The sequence below is a fragment of the Paenibacillus nuruki genome (assembly GCF_963311185.1).
In the GTDB taxonomy this organism is placed as follows: Bacteria; Bacillota; Bacilli; order Paenibacillales; family Paenibacillaceae; genus Saccharibacillus; species Saccharibacillus nuruki.
Genome location: NZ_OY725677.1, coordinates 4299009 through 4320140 on the forward strand (window position 1 = coordinate 4299009; position 21132 = coordinate 4320140).

Annotated in this window: 15 protein-coding genes; all 15 read left to right on the forward strand. The window is 40.3% G+C overall.

Annotated elements, in window-relative coordinates; translation table 11 throughout:
* Window positions 1–281: 281 nt before the first annotated feature.
* The 15 genes from RCP16_RS19065 to RCP16_RS19135 all read left to right on the forward strand — a co-directional run bounded on the left by RCP16_RS19065 (window position 282) and on the right by RCP16_RS19135 (window position 21111).
* Window positions 282–1850, forward strand: a complete 1569-nt coding sequence (locus tag RCP16_RS19065) for an SAM-dependent methyltransferase (protein WP_137224758.1) — start codon at window positions 282–284, stop codon at window positions 1848–1850.
* Between the two features lie 527 nt (window positions 1851–2377).
* Window positions 2378–3994 (forward strand): xylulokinase, encoded by a 1617-nt coding sequence (locus RCP16_RS19070; RefSeq protein ID WP_371748127.1) that lies wholly within the window; start codon window positions 2378–2380, stop codon window positions 3992–3994.
* A gap of 2 nt (window positions 3995–3996) precedes the next feature.
* Window positions 3997–4692: an L-ribulose-5-phosphate 4-epimerase gene (locus RCP16_RS19075; protein ID WP_308641045.1), complete on the forward strand. Its 696-nt coding sequence runs from the start codon at window positions 3997–3999 to the stop codon at window positions 4690–4692.
* Between the two features lie 156 nt (window positions 4693–4848).
* The gene (araA, locus tag RCP16_RS19080; protein WP_308641046.1) at window positions 4849–6270 is read left to right on the forward strand and encodes an L-arabinose isomerase; all 1422 of its coding nucleotides are present in this window, start codon (window positions 4849–4851) and stop codon (window positions 6268–6270) included.
* A gap of 227 nt (window positions 6271–6497) precedes the next feature.
* Complete coding sequence (locus tag RCP16_RS19085; RefSeq protein WP_308641047.1) at window positions 6498–7493, forward strand: glycoside hydrolase family 43 protein; 996 nt, start codon at window positions 6498–6500, stop codon at window positions 7491–7493.
* A gap of 364 nt (window positions 7494–7857) precedes the next feature.
* Window positions 7858–9387 (forward strand): malate:quinone oxidoreductase, encoded by a 1530-nt coding sequence (locus RCP16_RS19090; RefSeq protein ID WP_308641048.1) that lies wholly within the window; start codon window positions 7858–7860, stop codon window positions 9385–9387.
* Between the two features lie 335 nt (window positions 9388–9722).
* Window positions 9723–13550, forward strand: a complete 3828-nt coding sequence (locus RCP16_RS19095) for a glycosyl hydrolase 53 family protein (RefSeq protein ID WP_308642509.1) — start codon at window positions 9723–9725, stop codon at window positions 13548–13550.
* Between the two features lie 213 nt (window positions 13551–13763).
* Window positions 13764–14270, forward strand: a complete 507-nt coding sequence (locus tag RCP16_RS19100; protein ID WP_308641049.1) for an SRPBCC family protein — start codon at window positions 13764–13766, stop codon at window positions 14268–14270.
* A 147-nt stretch (window positions 14271–14417) separates the two neighbouring features.
* On the forward strand, window positions 14418–14969 hold the full coding sequence (locus tag RCP16_RS19105; RefSeq protein ID WP_308641050.1) for a TetR/AcrR family transcriptional regulator: 552 nt from the start codon (window positions 14418–14420) through the stop codon (window positions 14967–14969).
* A complete protein-coding gene (locus RCP16_RS19110; RefSeq protein ID WP_137224747.1) occupies window positions 14969–15340 on the forward strand; it encodes a DMT family transporter in 372 nt (123 codons plus the stop codon). The genes RCP16_RS19105 and RCP16_RS19110 overlap by 1 nt, the downstream gene beginning before the upstream one ends.
* A gap of 230 nt (window positions 15341–15570) precedes the next feature.
* Window positions 15571–17061 carry a BglG family transcription antiterminator gene (locus RCP16_RS19115; protein ID WP_308641051.1) on the forward strand — a complete coding sequence of 497 codons (1491 nt, stop codon included), beginning with the start codon at window positions 15571–15573 and terminating at the stop codon, window positions 17059–17061.
* A 23-nt stretch (window positions 17062–17084) separates the two neighbouring features.
* Window positions 17085–17435, forward strand: a complete 351-nt coding sequence (locus RCP16_RS19120; protein WP_308641052.1) for a PTS sugar transporter subunit IIA — start codon at window positions 17085–17087, stop codon at window positions 17433–17435.
* 18 nt (window positions 17436–17453) lie between these two features.
* Complete coding sequence (locus RCP16_RS19125; RefSeq protein WP_308641053.1) at window positions 17454–18332, forward strand: ketose-bisphosphate aldolase; 879 nt, start codon at window positions 17454–17456, stop codon at window positions 18330–18332.
* Between the two features lie 15 nt (window positions 18333–18347).
* The gene (locus RCP16_RS19130) at window positions 18348–20276 is read left to right on the forward strand and encodes a PTS fructose transporter subunit IIABC (protein ID WP_308641054.1); all 1929 of its coding nucleotides are present in this window, start codon (window positions 18348–18350) and stop codon (window positions 20274–20276) included.
* Window positions 20277–20568: 292 nt separating this feature from the next.
* Window positions 20569–21111, forward strand: a complete 543-nt coding sequence (locus RCP16_RS19135; protein WP_137224739.1) for a PadR family transcriptional regulator — start codon at window positions 20569–20571, stop codon at window positions 21109–21111.
* The last annotated feature ends 21 nt before the right edge of the window (window positions 21112–21132 follow it).

Sequence of the window (21132 nt, forward strand, 5' to 3'; positions counted from 1 at the left end):
GATTATCTTAAATGAGTAAACTCAAATGAAATATAAGCATATGTAATACATGATAATGATTATCAACCTCAATAATATAGCGTTTTATCTCTAGCAGTGTCAATGAAAAAGTGGCAATTTAATAAGGAAATTCATCATATTTCTTCACTTTTCGCCAAAGTATGTAAGCATTGTTATAATAAACTTTTTTACATCATAAGCAGGTAGTGGTTTACAATATATTTATAGATATTTCAATGAAATCGTAGATGATTAATCTCAAGAAAGCAGGATATTATAAAATGACAGAACAGCACCAACAACGTTACCGTTTTAGTGAAGCACCGATATGGAGTCTGCAACGCAAATATTACGAAGATGCAGGCTTAGAAGCATGGAGAAATGATCAAGTTCCTCAATACATTACAAGTAATCCTGCTACAGCGATTGCTTATGCTGAAATGATTTTTGCTTTTTTACAAGATCAGATGAATCAAGGATTAGGTGCAGAACCTGTCTATATTGTCGAACTGGGAGCAGGAGCAGGTCGTCTGGCTTACCATGTCTTATATGAATTGCAGAAGTTAAAAGAATACGCAGGCATTGATGTACCGGAGTATCACTATGTCATGACAGATCTGGCAATGAATAATGTGATCGGATGGAGAGAACACTCTGCATTACAGCCATTTATCGAGCAAGGGATTCTTGATTTTGCTCAATTTGATGCCGTGCAAAGTGATTCGCTTCATTTAACCGTATCAGGAAAAGTCATTCAACAAGGTGATCTCACACAACCGCTCCTGATTATTGCGAATTACTTTTTCGATGCGATTCCGCAGGAATTGATCTATGTGGATGAAGGCAGTATTTATGAAGCTGATGTGTATATCGAATATTCCAAAACAGGTGCTGAATTTGAAGCACTGACTACTTCTCAACAACTCAATCATATTCATTTGAGTTATGAATATCGCAAAGCACCGGAGTATGAGCAAGATGATTATATCTATCGTGATCTAATTGCGATCTATCAAGAACGTCTGGAAGATGCACATATCTTATTTCCCAAAGTGGGACTAGAATGTCTGGATCGCCTGGATGCTTTATCTCAATCAGGCTTTATGTTGCTGACCGCAGATAAAGGCGATCATTTGATCGAAAATTGGGAATTTGCAGAACCGCCTGAATTGGTGTTGCATGGTAGCTTTTCTTTAATAGCGAATTACCATGCTGTCCAGTATGTGTTCGAGCAAAAAGGAGCAGAGATTCTATTTGTTCCGCATCATTACAACAACATCAATGTGGGTTGTATCTTACATGTAGCACAGCCCAAAGCATATACGAATACACGATTAGCCTATCGCCGTTCAGTCGAACGCTTTGGCCCCGACGATTTCTTTAGTCTGAAAATGTGGATCGATCGTCATCTGGATGAGTTAGGGATGCAACAAATTTTAAGCTTTTGGCGCTTAGGTGGATATGATGCGGAGTTCTTTATTCAGACGACCAAGCAAATTTCTGCATTATTACCCGAAGCCAATGATGAGGAAAAGCAAGATCTATGGATGGGGATTCAGAAAATGTGGTCAGCATTCTATGTGATGCCACAACGATATGATCTGGCACTGGATGCCGGTCTGATTTTATTTGAAATGGATATGTTCGAGGAAGCGAAGCAGTATCTAGAAATATCGGTTGCTCAAGAGCAAGAGGAAGTCGTGTCGACCGTATATTACTGTCTGGCGATTGCGTGTCTGGAACTGGATCTAATGGATCAAGCCGAAGAGTACTTGAAGCAACTACTTGTCCTTGAACCGGATCATGAAGAAGCATTGGCATTAATGTCGGTATTGATGGCGGAAGAATAATTACGAATCTAACCCGTTATAGAGCTACAACAAGAAGAAGCATTGAAGAGTGTTTTAATCTCTTTGATGCTTCTTTTATTTGTCTATAAACAGACAATGTTATGTATTATGTCGAACTTGTACGTACATATTTTAAAGGTTTGAGTAATTGTCTAAAATTATTATAATTTATGTATATTTTAACTTATATAAGTTGTTAAATGATCCAAAAAGGCTTGAATAAAGCATTTAATTAAGGATGTATATTTTATTTTTACTATAAAAAGAGTGTCTATATCACTTCTCATAGAAGACAAAGAGATATTTTTTATCTTTTTTTGATTTAAAAAGGGATCTTACATTGACAAATGTACGTACAAAAAATATACTGTAACTGTTACAAAAAGAAAACGCATTCTTTTTAAAAAGAATATTGGAGATTACCATACTTATAGATAATGTAGCGACTTTATTTTGAAATATATTCTTAATCTGTACGACTAACGTATCAACACCAAACTGCACTATAGAGAGGGGACTACATGAGCATGAGTCATGTGGATATGAAAGAAGCGATTATGAACGGAGAGACTTCGCTCGGTATTGAATTTGGCTCCACACGGATCAAAGCGGTCTTGATTAATAAGCAATTTGAGACCATCGCATCGGGAAGTTATGAATGGGAGAATTTGTTGAAAGACGGATTCTGGACATACGATCAAGCGGATATTATTACAGGGATGCAGACAGCTTATCGTGAAATGAAGCAAGAAGTAGAGCGTCAATATGGAATCACGCTACAGACAGTGGGTTCGATTGGATTCTCTGCCATGATGCACGGCTATGTAGCACTGGATCAACAAGGCGAATTACTGGTTCCTTTCCGCACATGGCGTAATGCGACAACAGGCGTAGCAGCCAAAGCATTAACTGAACTGTTCCAATTCAATATTCCAGAACGTTGGAGTATCGCCCATCTGTACCAAGCGATTCTGAATCAAGAAAGTCATGTACCTCAGATTGCATCGTTAACGACATTAGCAGGATACATACACTGGTTGTTAACAGGCAATCAAGCGGTGGGAATCGGCGATGCGTCCGGTATTTTCCCGATTGAAGAGTCTGCTCATAATTACCATCCATCCATGTTGGCTCAATTTAATGAATTGATTGCAGATAAAGGATACGCATGGAAAATCGAAGATTTGTTGCCGAAAGTGTATCGTGCAGGAGAGCAAGCGGGTCTGTTAACAGAAGCAGGTGCTCAATTACTCGATACTACCCAAACGTTGCAGGCTGGTATTCCATTTTGTCCGCCAGAAGGCGATGCAGGTACAGGAATGGTTGCCACCAATAGTGTAAGAAAGCGCACTGGTAATATTTCTGTTGGTACTTCGGTATTTGCGATGATCGTACTGGAAAAAGAATTGTCTAAAGTTCATCCAGAGATTGATATTGTAACGACACCAGACGGTAGCCCTGTTGGAATGGTGCATGCTAACAACTGTTCCAGTGATATCAATGCATGGTTAGGATTGTTCCGTGAATTTTCCGAAGCGATGGGATACGAAGCCGATAATGCCAAGCTATTCAGCGTGATGTTCAACAAAGCACTTGAAGCTGATCCAGATGGCGGTGGACTTCTTAGTTACGGTTATTATTCCGGTGAAAATATTACAGGTATTGAAAAAGGTCGTCCGCTATTTGTCCGTTCACCTGAAAGTCGCTTCAATCTAGCGAACTTTATGCGTACTCATCTATTCTCTGCATTTGGTGCATTGAAGATCGGAATGGATATTTTGACCAAAAATGAAAATGTAGCGATAGATAGTATTCTTGCTCATGGCGGTCTATTCAAAACACCTGTAGTCGGACAGCGAATCGTTGCAGCAGCAATGAATGTACCGATTTCGGTAATGGCGACAGCTGGTGAAGGTGGAGCATGGGGAATGGCACTATTAGCTTCTTATATGATCAACAAAGACGAGCAGGAAAGTCTGGATATCTTCTTGGAACAAAAAGTATTTCATGATGTTGTCGGTGAACAAGTACAGCCAGATGCAACTGATGTGAAAGGGTTCGAAGCCTTTATCGAGCGTTATCAGCAAGGATTGGCTATCGAACAAGCGGCTGTAGATCATTTGTTAGAGAACGGGAGGAACTAAGCATGTTAGAGCAGTTAAAAGAAGAAGTCTATCAAGCAAATCTAGAATTACCGAAGCATGGATTGGTCAAATTCACATGGGGAAATGCCAGTGCTGTCGATCGGGAAAGTAATCTATTTGTGATCAAGCCAAGCGGTGTCGATTATGAAACGATGAAACCTAGCGATATGGTGGTTGTTGATCTGGATGGCAATGTGGTTGAAGGCGATATGAGACCTTCTTCGGATACAGCGACTCATGCAGTTCTGTACAAGCATTATCCGCAAATTGGCGGCATTGTGCATACCCATTCCACATGGGCAACGATCTGGGCGCAAGCGGGTCTGGATGTGCCTGTAATGGGAACGACACATGCAGATACATTCTATGGCGCTATACCTTGTGCACGCTTCTTGAACCAAGCAGAGATTGATCGTGGATATGAAGCGGAGACAGGTAATGTCATTATCGAAACGTTCGAACAACGTGGACTTGATGTCATGGCGATTCCAGCTGTATTGCTTCATGGTCATGCACCATTTACATGGGGGAAAGATGCGAAGTCTGCTGTAGTGAATAGTGTTGTGCTTGAAGAAGTCTGCAAAATGAATCTATATGCACGTCAATTGAACAACTTTGCTAAAGAATTGCCACAGAATATTCTGGATAAACATTATCTGCGCAAACATGGTAAAGATGCGTATTACGGGCAAAAGTAATATAAAGAAATCTTTTTGAATATAGAGAGTACAAGATGATGGTGACTTATTAAAGTAGAAATGTATACACGTCTCTTTACACACTGGATTTGTTTTCAATAAACTCACTTTTAAATAACTCTCACTAATATAATTATGAAAAGAGGATGAAATGATATGTCAGTAGCAACTAAACAATTTTGGTTCGTAGTCGGTTCACAGCATTTGTACGGAGAAGAAGCACTAGGACAGGTTAAAGCAAATGCACAAAAAATCGCAGACTCGTTAAACGCTAGCGGAGTATTGCCTTATCCATTGGTATTGCAAGATTTGGCAGTAACCGCAGACAAAATCACCAGCATTATGAAAGAAGTCAATTACCGTGATGAAGTCGCTGGTGTGATCACATGGATGCACACTTTCTCACCTGCAAAAATGTGGATTCGTGGTACGAAATTGCTACAAAAACCATTGCTTCATTTGGCAACCCAATACAATGAGAGTATTCCATGGTCTACGATTGATATGGACTTTATGAACTTGAACCAAGCGGCGCACGGTGATCGTGAATATGGATTTATCAATGCTCGTCTAGGGAAACAAAACAAAATCGTGGTTGGATATTGGGAGCGTCCAGAAGTGCAACAACAGATCGCAGACTGGATGGATGTTGCGTTTGCTTATAACGAAAGCTTTAATATTAAAGTCGCTCGTTTTGGCGACAACATGCGTAATGTGGGTGTAACCGAAGGCGACAAAGTTGAAGCACAAATTCAATTTGGCTGGACAGTCGATTATTACGGTATTGGCGATCTTGTAGAATACGTTAATGCTGTGACTGAACAAGAAATCGATGAATTGCTTGCTCAATATAAAGAATTGTATGACTTTGAATATGGTACGTACAGTCAAGAAGCTTGGGAAGCAAGTGTACGTGTACAAGTAAGTTATGAGATCGCAATCAAGCGTTTCTTGGATAATGGTGGTTACACAGCATTTACGACTAACTTTGAAGACTTGCACGGCATGAAGCAACTTCCAGGTCTTGCGGTTCAACGTTTGATGGCGCAAGGGTATGGTTTTGCAGGTGAAGGGGATTGGAAAACAGCAGCATTGGATCGCCTGATGAAAGTGATGAGCCACAATGAAAATACAGGCTTTATGGAAGATTACACGTATGAAATGGCTGAAGGTCAAGAAGCGATCTTGCAATCTCATATGTTAGAAGTTGATCCGACTCTTGCGAGTAGCAAACCGAAAGTAGTTGTATCTCCACTAGGCATCGGCGATCGCGAAGATCCAGCTCGTCTTGTATTTGATGGTAAAGCAGGCGAAGGTGTTGTTGTATCCATGGCTGACTTTGGTACTCATTACAAATTGTTGATCAACGAAGTGTCTGCATTCGAGCCTACGGTTCCTGCACCGAACTTACCGGTAGCGCGTGTACTATGGCAAGTAAAACCTAACTTCCAAGACGGCGTACGTGCTTGGATCGAAAATGGTGGCGGTCACCATACGGTTGTATCGTTGAACCTTACAACAGACCAAATCGTAACCTATGCAAAATTAGTGAACTTGGATTACGTTATTATTAAATAAAAATGGTAAATAGCTGATTGATCGATGGATGAATTATAAAAAGTAAGATCATATGCAAAGTCGGAGTTCATCTCCGACTTTTTGCGTTTTGTTGTTAGTATTGAGAATAGGATGATGGATATACCGATTGCTTGCAGACTATACTTGATTTGAATAGACTTCAACATCTATAAAGGGTATACTTTATCTATTTTTGAAAGCGTGTTCAATCAAAGGAGCTGATCGCTATGACTGTCTATAATAGTGCTTGTGATGTGAGTCAACCGCAAGAAGGTCATCGTCTAACTGATATTCCTGCTCATGATCCATTTGTGTTAGCAGATTCATCGACAGGTACATATTATTTATATACCGGGGCAGTACCTTCACTACACGGGGTAGCATCTTATGGAGTCTTGACGTATACCAGTCAGGACTTGGAGTCTTGGAAAGGCCCTTATCTTGTCTTTGCCGTACCTGAAAATAGTTGGGCACATCCTCAACATGGGGCTTGGGCTCCTGAAGTACACGCTTATAAAGGTCGGTACTATTTATTTGTGACACTTCATAATCAAGAGCGGAAGCTAGATGGTGAGCCTGTTCAAGGGTATGAGAAGCATTGGAGAGGTACTGTGATTGCTGTGAGCGATTCACCAACAGGCCCTTTTGAAATGATCAACCCGGAAGCTCCTGTGGTATCTTCAACTCAGATGACATTAGATGGCACGCTGTATATGGATGAACAAGATGAGCCATGGATGGTCTATTGTCATGAATGGATTCAGACGATTGACGGTACGATCGAAGCGGTGCGTCTTGATGCTGACTTATCAACTGCTATCGGAGAACCGATGACGTTATTACAAGCTTCTTCGGCACCGTGGTTATCCCAGCAACAGCATGCGCCAGAGGATCAAGAGATATCTGTCTATGTCACCGATGGTTGTCAGCTTTATCGTACATCTGGCGGTAAGCTGATGATGTTATGGTCAAGCTATGAAGGAGATAGCTATGTGCAGACGATTGCTCGCTCAATCAGTGGTACACTTGCAGGTCCATGGGAACAATTGGAGCCATTAGTGAAAGAAGATAGCGGTCACGGGATGCTTTTTCAGACTTTTGATCAGCAATGGATGTTGATTTTGCATCGTCCTTTTGATATGCCTGCTTCACGTTGTTATCTATATGAGATTGAAGATACTGGAGATCGATTTAGACTGAAACATTCGATAGCAACGTTGTAATGCCAACTATATAATGATCGCTGTACCTAAAGGATACGTAGTTCCTATCCAAAGCTAACGTATCCTTTTGACCTACATATTATGTATAATATAACATAATAAAAGCTGTAGATTGCTAGACAAAAGCACAGTAACCCGATAGACTTTAAGATGTTCGACTATTTCAGTCAATCTTCTCATTTTTTACCAGATCAAAATAGTTTATAATGAAGAGACACATGCCGATAATATTTTAAATAGAAGATAATTTGGTTATAATGAATACAGATAACGTATATTCCTGAGTGGAGCTTTGCTTCTGGAATGACCTGGATAGAAGCGCCTGCTCTTTTTTGCAAATATAAAGAGATAAAGGAAGGTTTTTATGAACAGCATACCGAAAAAAACAGACATTATCTTAATTGGTGCCGGAGTCATGAGTGCGACTTTGGGGTCATTGCTTAAAGAGTTAGCACCCGAATGGGAAATCAAAGTATTTGAGAAGCTAGCCAATGCAGGAGAAGAAAGCTCTAACGAATGGAATAATGCAGGAACAGGTCATGCTGCGCTGTGTGAACTGAACTATACGTCAGAGAAGCCAGATGGATCGGTCGATATTAGCAAAGCCGTTAATATTAACGAACAATTTCAATTATCCAAGCAGTTCTGGTCTCATCTCGTAAAGCGCAATATTATTCGTCGACCACAAGACTTTATTAAGCCGATTCCACATATGAGTTTTGTGTTAGGACAAAGTAATGTGGCTTTTCTGAATAAAAGATTTAAAGCGCTTTCGGAAAATCCGTTATTTCAAGGCATGCAATATTCAGAAGACCCGGTTAAATTAAAACAATGGATTCCATTAATGATGGAAGGTCGTACATCGAATGAACCAATCGCCGCTACCAAAATCGATTATGGAACCGATGTGAACTTTGGTGCGTTAACTCGTATTTTATTCGACGATCTCAAAACTAAAAATGTAGAAATACACTATAAACATATGATTAAAGATATCAAGCGTGCTGCCGAAGGTGGATGGGAAGTCAAAGTCCATAATATTAGCACAGGCAAAACAGAACTTCATATTGCCAAATTTGTTTTTATTGGCGGTGGTGGCGGTAGTCTACCGTTGCTTCAAAAAACAGGTATTCCTGAATCCAAGCATATTGGTGGATTTCCGGTTAGTGGCGTATTTATGTCATGTACCAATCAAGCAGTGATTGAACAACATCATGCCAAAGTCTATGGTAAAGCAAAATTAGGTGCTCCGCCGATGTCTGTACCGCATTTGGACACACGTTATATTGGTAATAAAAAAGCATTACTATTCGGCCCATTCGCAGGCTTTTCGCCGAAATTCTTGAAAACGGGTTCAAATATGGATCTGATCAATTCGGTCAAACCGAACAACTTGTTCACGATGTTAGCCGCAGGAGCAAAAGAGATGGCGCTAACCAAATATCTGATTCAACAAGTGATGCTGTCAAACGATAAACGGATGGAAGAAGTACGTGAATTCGTTCCTAATGCCAAAAGCGAAGATTGGGAAATCGTCGTTGCTGGTCAGCGTGTGCAGGTTATTAAAGACACAGAAGATGGCAAAGGTACACTTCAATTCGGGACAGAAGTCGTCAGTGCTGCTGACGGATCGATTGCTGCGTTGCTAGGTGCTTCACCCGGTGCTTCGACAGCTGTACATGTTATGCTCGATCTTTTCCAAAAATGTTTCCCGCAACGGATGCCAGAATGGGAACCTAAGCTTAGAGACATGATTCCTTCGTATGGTAAAAAGCTGGCGGAACATCCAGATCTTTTCCAAAGTATTCATGCCTCCACTTCTGACACGTTAGGTCTAAGCGATTATCCAGCGACTGAGCTAGATATGGATACCAAAGTCTTTAAAAAGGTATAGCTTGATGTGGAGCAACATAAGATAACATACGGTAATGTAAATAGTAGAACCTTTGATCTGTTTTGCAGATGGAAGGTTCTTTTTTTGACCAAAATTCCATATATCGCCAATCTAAACAGTCGGAATAACAGTTCTCACCAAAATGCTTGCCTAAAAACACAAAATGTTGCAATCGTCCCATGTTGCTGTGCAAAAGAGGATGCTATAGTGATCACAGTTATATGTAAGCGCTTTACATAAAAGAACAGTGCTTATGTGAAGATATACACATAGATAGAGCGAAAGGGGATACACCATTGAAAAGAAAGAAAAAGATAGCTTCGTTGTTGTTAGTAATGGTGATGATCATCGGTCTATTACCGGTTCATCTGACACCTGCATTAGCAGCAGCAACCAGTGACAAAGAATGGATTCAAAATGGAGGATTTGAAAGTGACTTTTGGAATGATTCATCATGGCAAGTGGATTCTTCAGATTGGAAATTAATTGATATTCAGCAATATGCGTATGCGAATGATTCTTTTATTACACCCTCAGAAGATACGTATGCGTTCAAATATTGGATAAGCGATCAATCCACGACTAGCCAGCAAGTCACCATAAGTCAGAATGTGCCTACACTTTCTGCTGGAAGCTACGAATTATCTGTCCAGTCGATGGGCGGTACAGGAGCAGAAGGAAGTCATGTTCAATTGTTCGCAGGGAGTGAACAAAGTAATGACGTGGCAACAACAGGATACAATCAGTGGGGAACGGTCACATTGAAATTTGTTCTGACTGAGCCGACGACTAACCTTAAGATTGGAGCTAGAATCACAGGTGGAGCAGGCGCATGGGGATATCTTGATGCAGTGAAGTTGAAGCAGACAAGCACCGATACAACCACACCTGTACAAGCCGATATTTTTGTCCAAAAAGTACCGGGCTTGAAATCAGACTTTATTAAAGGGGTCGATGTATCCAGTATTCTCTCACTGGAGCAAAGTGGCGTGCGTTTCTATAATGAGCAAGGGATAGAGCAAGATATATTTACAACGTTCAAACAATCCGGTGTCAATTATATTCGTGTGCGTATCTGGAATGATCCGTATACAGCAGATGGTAAAGGGTATGGTGGCGGAGATAATGATCTTGCCAAAGCGATCGAAATGGGAAAACGAGCGACGGCAAATGGTATGAAATTGTTAGTCGATTTCCATTATTCTGATTTCTGGGCAGATCCGGGTAAGCAACATACTCCGAAAGCATGGGCAAACCTTAATCTAGCGGACAAAGAACAAGCGGTCTATGATTATACCAAGACAAGCCTACAACAGATTGTAGATTCAGGGATAGATGTAGGTATGGTGCAAGTAGGTAATGAAACGAATCAATCATTTATAGGGGAAAATAACTGGGTGAATATCAGCAGATTGTTCAATAAAGGCAGTCAGGCGATCCGAGCAGTAGATCATAAGATTCTAATTGCGCTACATTTTACGAATCCAGAGACACCGGGTCGTTATCTTTCTTATGCCAAAGCGCTTGCGGAACAAGGAGTCGATTATGATGTATTTGCCAGTTCGTATTATCCATTCTGGCACGGTACACTGAGCAATTTGACTGCTGTATTGAAGCAAGTAGCCGATACGTATGGCAAAAAAGTGATGGTCGCTGAAACGTCTTATGCCTATACAGCCGAAGATGGAGACGGTCATGAAAATACAGCGCCTCGCAGTTCAGGACAGACGCTTGATTATCCGATCAGCGCTCAAGGACAAGCGACATCTGTGCGTAATGTGATCCAAGCGGTATCGCAAGTTGGAGATGCCGGCATAGGTGTATTTTATTGGGAACCTGCATGGTTACCTGTAGGGCCGAAAGAAAATATCGAACAAAATAAAAAACTATGGGAACAATATGGATCAGGTTGGGCATCCAGTTATGCGGCAGAATATGATCCCGATGATGCGGGTAAATGGTATGGCGGTAGTGCTGTCGATAATCAGGCATTGTTTGATTTTGCAGGTCATCCATTACCTTCGCTCAATGTATTCAAATACGTAAACACGGGTGCAGTAGCAACGCTCAAAGTCGATGAAGTGCAAACTGTGAATATTACAGCTAATGCAGGTGATCCTATCCCATTACCTAGTGTAGTGACAGCAACTTATAATGACGGTACTACAGGCACACTAGCTGTAGTTTGGGATCAGCAAGAGTTAGAAGATGCACTACGTCAAGGTGCAGGTCAGTATACGATCAAAGGAACAGCTACCGGTGGATACGCGGCACAAGCAAAACTGGATATTCGCCGTCCCAATCTACTGCTCAATGGTGGATTCGAACAAAATGATCGTAGTATGTGGGAAGTGACGTATGGCGATGGAAGTACACCGCATACTGATTTCCAGAACAAAGCTTCAGATGCCAAATCTGGACAATATTCGCTCCATTTCTTTTCAGCGGATGGTGTGAATTTTAAAGTGAAGCAGATCGTACAAGGACTGAAGCCCGGTTATTATGATCTCTCCATGTCGATTCAAGGTGGCGAAGCGAATCCATCCCAGATGGCTTTATTTGCTTCTACGGGTGGACAAGAAGTACAAGCAGAGACAGGGGTTAAAGGCTGGGTGCAATGGAATCAGCCTGAACTGAAAGACATCAAAGTAACTGATGGAATGTTAACCGTAGGTGCTACAATTCAAGCGGGTGGTGGAGCATGGGGATCATTAGATGATTTCTATTTAACATTTGCACGTGATCTAGAAGCGACTGAACCGGATGGAGGCACAACGCCTAATCCTGTTCCTAATCCAGAACCAACACCGACTCCAGAGCCTACTCCTACTACGGGTAATTCTTCCAGTAAAGGTGGCGGTGGTTCAGCAGTAGCGACTGAGAATATTACTTCTTCTAACCTTATAATTAAACGTACAACATTAGCAGATGGAACCAAAAAAGACACTGTTAATTACGAAGCGTCCCAAGCACAAGAAACGGTGCAAAAAGTAAAAGCAGAAGGTAAATCAACTATACGTCTTATGATGCCAGACCCCAACAATGAAGTTAGTGAATTACAATTGGGTTTACCTCAACAAACAGCGAGCATATTGGTAAATAATCAAATGAATCTAGAAGTGTATACTAATCATGCACAACTGATTCTACCTGTAGCTACATTGTCTGCATTAGGAGCAGATCGTCAATTTGCGATTCTTCCTTTGCAAAAAGCAACCGATCAACAAGCGGTTAACGAACGTGTGCAACAAGATCGTCTCATACAATCTGCTATAGGCAATGGAACCGTACAAGTGATCGGTACACCTGTAGAGATCGATACGAATCTACAAGGACAGCCTGTGAATCTAGTTCTTCCTTTACCAGAGCAAGCTTTACCAGCATCCACAACAGAACGTCAGACATTTGTGAACAATCTAATGATCTATGTTGAACACAGTGATGGAACCAAAGAGTTACTACAACCTACAGTAATCTCTGAAGACAATGGATCTTCTGCATTACAATTTAGCGTTAACAAATTCAGTACATTTACAATTGTTCATCTGGAGAAATCGCTAGATCATGACAAGACAAGCGAAAGCAAGCCAACGAAAGAACCTTATATGCAAGGTTATCCGAATCAGACTTTTCAACCCAATCGTACTGTGACACGCGCCGAGTTAGCATCTATTCTTGTTCGTCTGGGAGGAGATGGCTTATCTACATCTTCCACAACAACAGATCAGACATCGAAGTATAGTGATGTGATTGCTGGCAAATGGAGTACAGAAGCGATTCAAGCGGTTACTGCCGCAGGTTGGATGCAAGGGGATAGTCCGAACACATTCGCACCGGAACGTCCAATCACTAGAGCTGAAATGGCGACGATCCTTGCTCGCTGGATGAAGCTTAGCGGAGAAGGTCCTATTTTCCCGGATACGAAAGGACACTGGGCAGACGTATCTATTGCTCAAGTTCAGCAAGCAGGTTATATGCAAGGGATGCCAGATGGTACATTCAAGCCGAACCAGACATTAAGCCGTGCACAAGCGGTTACCTTATTCAATCGATTACTGAATCTAACACCAAGCGTAGAGACAACTACATCTCAGTGGTCGGATGTTCCAGCATCTCATTGGGCATTTGGAGATATTGTAACAGCGACAAGAATCAATCAGTAAAAGTGGAAAATTCAAAAAGAACGTTCTGGCTATAGGCTGGAGCGTTCTTTTTTTATAGAATAATCGTATGAATTATACCTAAACCTAGAAATGTTGATTATTGGTGTAAATATGACTTTAATAAAGGCATGTTTTGATAGTATATTTAACGTAGCAACCTAGAGAATGAGCATCTATAACCATTACCCAAACTACATTTCAGGAGGATGAATCATGTCATCTAAAATGATCTCGAAAGTAGAAGGTCAAACGTTAGTGCTAGAACGGGTTTTCGATGCTACACGTGAACAGGTATTTCAAGCATTCTCAACAGCAGAACATTTGACAGAGTGGTGGGGGCCTAATGGATGGACGCTAACGGTCTGCAATATCGATTTTCGTCCAGAAGGGATCTGGCATTATTGTATGAAGTGTATCGATCCCACGCAAGGTGATTTCTATGGATATGAATCATGGGGCAAAGCCGTCTATCATGAGATTGAACCTAATCAAAAAATAGTCTATACCGATTATTTCTCCGATGCCGATGGCAATGAGGTGGAAGGAATGCCACCTAGTCATATTACGATGTTATTTGCAGATCAGGACGGGCAGACTCAATTAATCAGTCATTCTCGCTTTGAATCTGTGGAAGCTTTGCAACAGGTGATCGAGATGGGAGTAGAGCAAGGTATTCGCGAAACATGGGATCGACTTGAAGCCTATCTGCAATCTCTTTAATTAAATAGAATCGATGATAAAAGCCCTGATGGATGATGAAGTATATTCAACATTCGTTCAGGGATTTTGTTATTTTGAGTGATTTTATTTTAAAATTTCACTTGAAATAAAACCGTCCAGACGGTATATTTAAATGGGTGATCAATGATGACAACAACTAAAAAAGAATTAAAAAAAGAAACGATTCTCAAAGCGGCTGCTCATGTAGTACGTGAAGAAGGCGTAGACAAATTAACGTTAGAAGCAGTAGCCAAACAAGCAGGCATCAGCAAAGGCGGACTACTATATCATTTTCCGAACAAAGAGGAATTGATTCTAGGCATGGTCGAACGGATGTCCAATCATTTTACCGGAGAATTATATCAACGAGCTGAGCAAGATTCCGATTCTAAAGGGAAATGGACACGTGCTTATGTAGAGACTTCATTTTCAGAAGAGCAGGATGTAGATGGTCTATATACCGCACTATCGGTAGCACACTTTACTCATCCCAAAATGCTTAAATTATTGCAAGAAGATTATCAAGATATTCAGCATAAACTCGAACATGATGAACTTGATCCAGTACGTGCTACGATGGCGCGATTAGTGGTGGATGGATTATGGTTCGCAGGTATGTTTGGTCTGGCGCCACCTGATGATAAGTTACAACAACAGATTATGGAAGAACTTAGAAATGATATAAAGGAGCAATCATAATGGCATATCTGTTTTTGGCAATTTCAATTATAGGCGAATTGATTGGAACGTCGATGCTCAAAGCTTCTGAAGGATTTACCAAGTTATATCCGACATTGCTGACCATTGTTGCTTTTGTGATCTCATTTTACTTTGTTTCGTTAACGCTCAAAACGTTACCACTTAATATGACGTATGCGATCTGGTCAGGTGTAGGAGCTGTAGCGACAGCATTGATCTCTGTACTCATCTGGAAAGAAAAGATCAATACAGGAAGTATGGTAGGTATAGGGCTTATCGTTGTTGGAGTCGTGGTATTGAATTTATTCGGTGCAGGACATGGTGAAGCAAAAGAATCGACAGAAACAACAAGTTCAATCGCTCAGAAGTAACGTTCGATTAAATCATATGACTCTTATATCTATCCCAAGCCAGCCTTGATCAAGGTTGGCTTTTTGCTGTTCCTTTTTCGCAAAAGATTCTTAAATAGTGAAGTCTCTTAGATATTTAAAAGGTGGGTATCATAGAACAAACAACAAATCACTTCCTAACTATTAGGAAACACTATAGGCTTGGTGTAAATAAAGCGCTTGCATTAGTATAAATGCGAGGAGGAAAACAAATGCGGAAACGTTACATTAAGCTATTGGAGCATTTAAAACAATCGGAGCATGACTTTGTGAGTGGGAGCGAATTAGCTAATCTATTTGATGTAACGACGAGAACGATACGCAATGACATCAAAGAAATCAACGAGAATTATTTAGATAAAGCGATTATCACAGGTAACACTCGCAAAGGATACAAGCTTGTCGGAGACTTGTCGAATCTCCATCAGAATGAAGATGATTATGAAGAGCGAGCTTTCCATATTATTAAAGCGTTACTGTCACAGACAGACTTTATCACTTATGAAGATTTAGCCAAAAATCTTTATTTTTCTACACAAACGATTCGCAAAGATGTACAGAAATTGTTGCAGACTATTCAAGCAGAAAAGCAGAATATTGAGATCGAAGCGATTATTTTTCAAGGGATTCGGCTTAAAGGAAGCGAAGTCGAGAAGCGAATTTTACTCAAAAAGCTAGTGACTGCGGATTGTCTCAAACGTATGTCATTGGATGAAGCGCTACAGTATTATTTTGGCGATTGGTTTAACGAATCAGCGATTACTTTTATCTATACATGTATCGAGGAAGAAGTCGCACGATATCATTTGCTACTGAGTTCACAGGAATTATTTTCGATCTGTGTGAATGTACTGATCAGCCTCAAGCGGGTTGAACTCGGACAGCCTATCGCAGCACAAGATATGCGTCTTGATCATACAAGCTTTGAAGAATTACGTATCGCCCGTTCTATTTTGAACCGTTTGACCATGGAGTTAAAGACTCCATTTGATGAATACGAGTATCAGTATCTAGGTTATCTGCTGATTGCACTACAGATTTTACCGAAAAAAAATGAAGGCATCGAACATGAGCAATCCAATGAGATCGAAGCGAAGATCAAAGCCGTAATCCAGAACGTTGGAGGGCAATATGGATTTGTCAGTTACAAAAATGAAGAACTGTTCGATCGACTACTTGCTCATATTACCAAGTCTTTATATCCGTTAAAATATTACTTTCCTGTCGAAAATCCTTTTATTGCTCAAATAAAATCAGAATACACTAATGCTTATAATATTGCGGTTGTGTTAGCGAAAGAATTGCAATTTTGCTTAAATATCAAAATCCCGGAAAATGAAATCGGTTATTTAACGCTTCATGTGATGGGTATTATCGAGAACTCTCAAGAGACACGCAAACGTATAGCGATTATTTATGGCAAAAACCCGTTAGTGGGCAAGCTATTAGAACGCAAAATCAATCTGTATTTTCCGAATATCAAAATCGACAGTCTGCTCGCTAATCATGAAATTCATCTTCTGCCTGAAGGAATAGAGACGATTATTACGACAAGCGAGATCGCCGAACAACATCAATTACAGGCTCAAAATATAATTGTCGTGAGTGAAATGATTACCAGTGAAGATATGAAAAATATTTCGATCCAGTTAAATCGTGGATTATTGAAGTATTATTTATCGCCAAACGATCTCTTTTTTTAGATGAGGATCAACCTGCTGATTTATTGAAAACCCTTACAGAATTAGGAGATATTCAACATCTGTATACCAGTATTCTGGAACGGGAAAAAATGTCGAGTACCAATATAGGAAATCTAGTCGCGATGCCCCATCCCTTTGATTGTGGAGATAACAAAAAATTACGTGTACTGGTCGCTATCAATAAGCAAAAAATACTGTGGGGCGATCAGATGGCGCAGATCATCTTTCTATTTATCCCACCCAAAAATCAAAAGGTGAACAACACCAAATTTTTTGAAGAAATTTATGATGTATTCAAGCAGACCAATATGACAGAAAAGCTACTCAAAATCACCAATTATGATGAATTTTTGGAAGTCTGGTCTTCCAAATAACCCTTAGGAGGCATTCAAATGTTAATCAATATGAGAGATTTACTTAAAGTGGCGTATGAGAATAAATTTGCAGTCGGTTCTTTTAATGTAGCAAATAGTGAGTTCGTCAAAGTGGTCATCAATGCCGCAGAAGCACAAAATTCACCTGCGATTATGCAGATCCATCCGAACGAAATTGATCTAGTCACAGATAGTTTTGTCGCTTATGTCCGTGAAGCTGCATCCAAATCGAAAGTACCGTTTGTGATTCATCTGGATCATGGAGCAAGTATCAAAGATATTACACGCTCGATTCGTAACGGCTATACATCAGTCATGATGGATGCTTCGCATTTACCCTTTGAAGAAAATATTGCGGCTACTCGAGAAGCTGTAGAATTAGCACATCTGGTGGATGTATCGGTTGAAGGTGAGCTGGGTACGATCGGTAGTAATGAAGGTAGCTCTGAAGGTGGAGCAGATGAGATTCTGTATACGAATCCTGATGAAGCGGCGATTTTTGTAGAACAGACAGGTATTGATACACTGGCTGTTGCAGTAGGGACTTCACACGGTATCTATCCACAAACGAAAGACCATTCGATCAAAATTGATCGACTCCAACAGATTCATGAAAAAGTGAAAATTCCATTAGTCTTACATGGTGGTTCAGATAATCCAGATGAAGAAATCAGAGAAGCGGTGAAGTATGGTATCGCTAAGATTAATTTATCTACAGATATGAAGAGAGCCTTTTACAATCAATTAAGAAAAACACTCGATGCGAATCCTAATGCCTATGAACCTGATTTCTTAATGCCTGAAGCGACTCAAGCGGCAACAGAATTAGTGAAGAAAAAAATGGATCTTTTCGGATCAACAGGTAAAGCATCCCTTTATAAATTGGGAGAGCTATAAGAGGAGTGATCAATCATGAAGATTTCTAGTGTGTTACAACCGGAAAATATCATATTGGATGTCACCGCTACCACCAAAGCAGAATTGATAGATGAATTAGCGCAAAAGTTAAACGATAACGGCTATTTGAGCGATATTGAGCAATTTAAAAAAGATATCTGGGCGCGTGAAGAACAGGTACCGACTGAAGTGGGCTTCGGGATTGCTATTCCACATGCCAAGTCCGCAGGAGTTAAAGCGCCCGCAATTATTATGGGTCGATCACTAAGCGGTATTAATTACAGCACAGAATCATGTAATCTGTTTTTTATGATTGCGGTTGATCAACATTCGTCTTCTGAACATTTGCAAACGCTATCCAAAATCTCTACTTTTTTGATGGATGAATTGTTCAGAGCGAAGCTTATTCTGGCACGTGATCGTGAAGAGATTGTGCGCCTATTTGAACAAGCCGAACAACAAGATACAGCCGCTCTGCATAGTGATAAAAAACATGCAGGCAAAAAAATCGTCGGCGTTACCGGTTGTCCTACAGGAATTGCTCATACCTTTATGGCGGCAGAATCATTAAAAAATGCTGCTCAAGAATTGGGAGTACAGATCAAAGTACAGACAAACGGATCAACAGGTGTTGAAAATGAATTAACAGCGGAAGATATTGAGCAAGCGGATGGAATCGTTGTTGCCGCCGATGTCAAAGTCGATATGAGCGTTTTTGGTAACCGTAAAGTGGTTCAAACGTCGGTCAAAAACGGTATTCATCATGCTAAAGATTTGATTGAAGAAGCGATAGCAGGTCAAGGTGTCGCTCAAAATGGCGGTCAATCCAACCTCAAAGAAGCAAAAGAAAAAACACGTCTCAAACAGCCTAAAATCTACAGCCATATTATGAATGGTGTCTCCTTTATGATTCCATTCGTCGTCGCTGGCGGAATATTGATTGCGCTCTCATTTATGTTCGGTATTCATGCCGCTGATCCAACAAGCCCTGATTATAATCCGTTTGCTGCTTTTTTGAGTACAGCAGGTGGTAGTGCAGCCTTTGCTCTAATGGTTCCTGTATTAGCAGGGTATATTGCCTATAGTATTGCAGATCGTCCAGGTCTAGCACCGGGGATGATTGGCGGAATGCTTGCCACACTCGGTGGTTCAGGCTTCCTCGGCGGGATGTTAGCAGGATTTATCGCAGGATATAGTATTTTAGCGATCAAACGATTAGTGAGAGGGATTCCTGATTCCTTGCAAAGTCTGTCGCCTGTGTTGATTCTACCTTTAGTCGGTTCATTTGTAACAGCGATTATTATGTACTTTGTCGTGAATACACCGATGGCTTGGATTAACGTATCGTTACAGGGATGGCTCAATAGCTTAACAGGGACGAATGCGATATTGTTAGGTGCTTTACTTGCAGGTATGATGGCATCAGATATGGGTGGGCCGATTAACAAAACCGCATCTGCTTTTGGACTCGCCATGTTTGCCAATCAGATTTTTGAACCGTCAGCTGCTCTGATGGTTGGAGGTATGGTTCCACCACTAGGGATCGCCTTAGCAACAACATTATTCAAAAATAAATTTACTATCGAAGAACGCAATGCTGGCAAAGCTGCTTATATTATGGGAGCTTCTTTTATTACCGAAGCCGCTATTCCTTTTGCCGCTAATGATCCATTACGGATTATTCCTGCTAACATTGTTGGGGCAGCGATCGGTGGCGGAATGTGTATGGCATTGGGTATTTCACTACAAGCTCCACATGGAGGAATCTTCGTGATTCCGATAGCAGCCAGTAATCCATTGCTCTATATCCTCTGTATTGCTGTTGGTTCTGTCGTTACCGCTTGTATCATTGGCTTATTGAAAAAGCCAGTCTATCAATCGAAAAACAATGACCAAACAGAAGTAGAGAAAAGTGAATTAGCACCAACTATGAAATCAGCATAAGAATAACCAATATATTTACATTTTAAAAAGAGTAGAATCCTTCAGAATGTTGAAAGGATTTTACTCTTTTTGGCGTAAAAACAACCTTTATTTTGTAAAAATACATTACATACCTACATAAATCTTGAAAACCATTGACAACGTTTAAAAAATTACATAAGATAATCTTGTTCATTACTCTGTACAGAGTAATCTACGCAAAGTAATTTTTGATAAGCAAAGCATCGATAGAATCAAACCTATAGATAAATACACTGTTATAAATGAATAGGAACAAAGGAGATGCTTTTAATTGTCTATACAGATTTTTATTTTGGGAAAGCTTCATGATCAGGATTATCACCCGTATGATATCAAAAAAATTATTAATAACGGCACAGAAGGTCTGGTACGGGTCACCGATGGTAATTTGTACTACAATTTCGAAGCCTTGCAAAAGAAAGACTATATTCAAAAAGTGAATACGATTCAAAATGATAATCGTCCTGAAAAAACAAATTATACGATTACTGAAAAAGGGAAAGAACATTTAAAAGAAATGATTTATAAAAGCTTTAAAAATCCTGAAGATGTTCGTTCTTTATTTGCTTCGCTGTTGTTTATTCAGCTTGTAGATGTGAACAAACTGATCTATTCGACATTGGAAACCATCGAAAATTTGGAGAAGCGAATAGACTATTTACAAGCAAATTCATATCATCCTTTGCCCGACTATGTCGATCCTGATCAACACGAAATGGTTGATTTTATGGGTGCATATACATTGGATAAAAAGAAAGTCGAATTAAAAGCATTTAAACAATTACTATCGTTACTTGAAAAACATCGTTCTTGATGTATTACATGCTCTAAAGCA